Source organism: Duganella lactea (assembly GCF_009857505.1).
Taxonomy (GTDB): domain Bacteria; phylum Pseudomonadota; class Gammaproteobacteria; order Burkholderiales; family Burkholderiaceae_D; genus Rugamonas; species Rugamonas lactea.
On record NZ_WWCP01000142.1, the window covers coordinates 1 to 236 of the forward strand.

Genomic DNA, 236 nt, shown 5'->3' on the forward strand with positions numbered 1-236 from the left:
GTTTTCGCTCTGGCCAAAGCCTTTGACGCAACTCGGATTGGCGACCGACACCATGAAGCCGGCGTCATGCAGCGCCGTCGCGACGGCCTCGTAATACACGCCGGTCGCTTCCATGCACACCTGCAAAGCTTCCTTCTCGAATTTGGACTTGGCGATCCACTCCAGCAGCGCCTGGTGCCCCGCAGCCGAGTTCGGCAGCGATTTTTTCTTGATTTTCCCGTCTGCCAGCAAGGCGA

1 protein-coding gene is annotated in these 236 nt (G+C 59.3%); it reads right to left on the reverse strand.

The annotated features are described in order from the left end of the window. Positions 1–236: IS110 family transposase (locus GTP44_RS28545; RefSeq protein WP_161021820.1), on the reverse strand; the 236-nt coding region annotated here is incomplete at both ends.